This is a genomic window from Frateuria defendens, assembly GCF_001182895.1.
Classification (GTDB): Bacteria; Pseudomonadota; Gammaproteobacteria; order Xanthomonadales; family Rhodanobacteraceae; genus Frateuria_B; species Frateuria_B defendens.
Window position 1 is genome coordinate 1 of the sequence record NZ_LFQR01000185.1, and the last position, 1,833, is coordinate 1,833.

Sequence of the window (1,833 nt, forward strand, 5' to 3'; positions counted from 1 at the left end):
GGGGAGATAGTTCGTGACGCGTATTTCCACTGCACAGGCGGTGCGCTACCTGCGCCGTTCCACTCTTGCGATGGCGCTGGGTCTGACGCTTGCCGGCCCGGCAGCCGTGATGGCCCAGTCCAACGTGACGGGTTCGATCTTCGGCCAAGTGGCCAACCACCAGGGGTCGACGGTTACGATCCAGAACATCGAGACGGGCTTTGCCCGCAGCGTGTCCGTGGATGACACGGGGCGCTATCGCTTCAGCTCGCTGCCGGTTGGCCGCTACAAGGTCACTCTTCAGGACGGCCAGAACGTGGTCGGCAGCCGCGATGACGTGACGGTGGTGATCTCGGGCGGTACCGAGGTCTCCTTCGGTGCGCCTGCTGAAGCAACCAACCTGGGTGCCGTATCGGTTACGGCTTCTGCGTTGCCAGCCATTGACGTTTCGTCGGTGGATACCCGCACGGTCCTGACTTCCGAACAGCTGCAGAAGCTGCCGGTGTCCCGCAGCGTGATGGCGGCCGCGCTGCTGGCGCCGGGCGTGATCCAGGGCTCCAGCTATGCCGATGCGCCCAGCTTCGGCGGCTCGGCTGCCTCCGAGAACGCCTATTACATCAACGGTTACGCGGTCACCAATCCGCTGACCTCGATCGGCATGACCACGCTGCCCTTCGATGCCATCGATCAGGAGCAGGTGCTCACCGGCGGTTACGGCGCGGAATTCGGCCGCTCCACGGGCGGCGTGATCAACATCGTCACCAAGCGCGGTACCAATGAGTGGAAGGCGGGTGTCTACACCATCTGGTCGCCGGAAAGCCTGCGTTCGGAGCCGCGCAACATCCACTTCGCCAACACCGGCTTCTACCCGACGACCACCGACGGCAAGCTGTATCAGTTCCGCAACAAGACCAACTACTACACCTCCACGGTGGGTGCGTATGCCAGCGGCCCGCTGATCAAGGACAAGCTGTTCTTCTACGTTGACGTGGAGCAGAACCGCGAGAACGGCACCAGCGTGCTGTCGTTCTCCAACTCGAACAGCACGGTGGCACGCACCGGCTGGAACGATTACACCTACAAGATGCCGCGCTGGGCGGCGAAGATCGACTGGAACATCAATGACAACAACATCATTGAGCTGACCGGCATCTCCGACAAGACGCTCTACGACTCCAGCCGCTACGCGTTCAACTACGCGACCGAGACGCATGGCTCCGTTCAGAACGGTGGTACCTACACCAAGGACGGTGGCGACCTGTATGTCGGCAAGTACACCGGCTACGTCACCGACGACCTGACGGTTACGGCGCTGTACGGCACGCAGAAGCTGCAGCACGTGCAGACGCCCTGGGGCTACGACCCGAGCTGCCCCTACGTGTCCTCGAACACCCAGAACCAGGCGCCCGGCCTGGTCTACGGTGGCTGCCAGACGGTCACGACGACGAGGCTCAAGCTCCCGGGATCCAACGACAAGACCTACGGCGGCCGCCTGGACATCGAGTACAGGCTGGGCGACCACGACTTGCGCGTGGGTTACGACCGGCAGACGGCCGAGTCGTTCACTGGCAGCCAGTATCCCGGGGGCTACGGTTGGATCTATAGCTACCAGACCGATCCCAATGCGGCTATCGATGCGGGTCATGGTGTGGTTGGTTCGCCGGCCGCGGCTGGCGGTCTGGGAAACCAGGGCTACTACGTCTATCGCTACTACAGCACTCAGAGCGCCAAGGTGAAGACGGAACAGGAAGCCCAGTACATCGAGGACCGCTGGCAGGTTTCCGACCGCTGGCTGCTCTCGCTGGGCCTGCGCAACGAGCAGTTCACCAACTACAACGGCGACGGCAAGAAGTA

At 62.7% G+C, this 1,833-nt stretch carries 1 protein-coding gene; it reads left to right on the forward strand.

Annotated elements, in window-relative coordinates:
* Window positions 1–13 precede the first annotated feature (13 nt).
* Window positions 14–1,833: TonB-dependent receptor (locus ACH65_RS17630; RefSeq protein WP_237561561.1), on the forward strand; the 1,820-nt coding region annotated here is incomplete at its 3' end.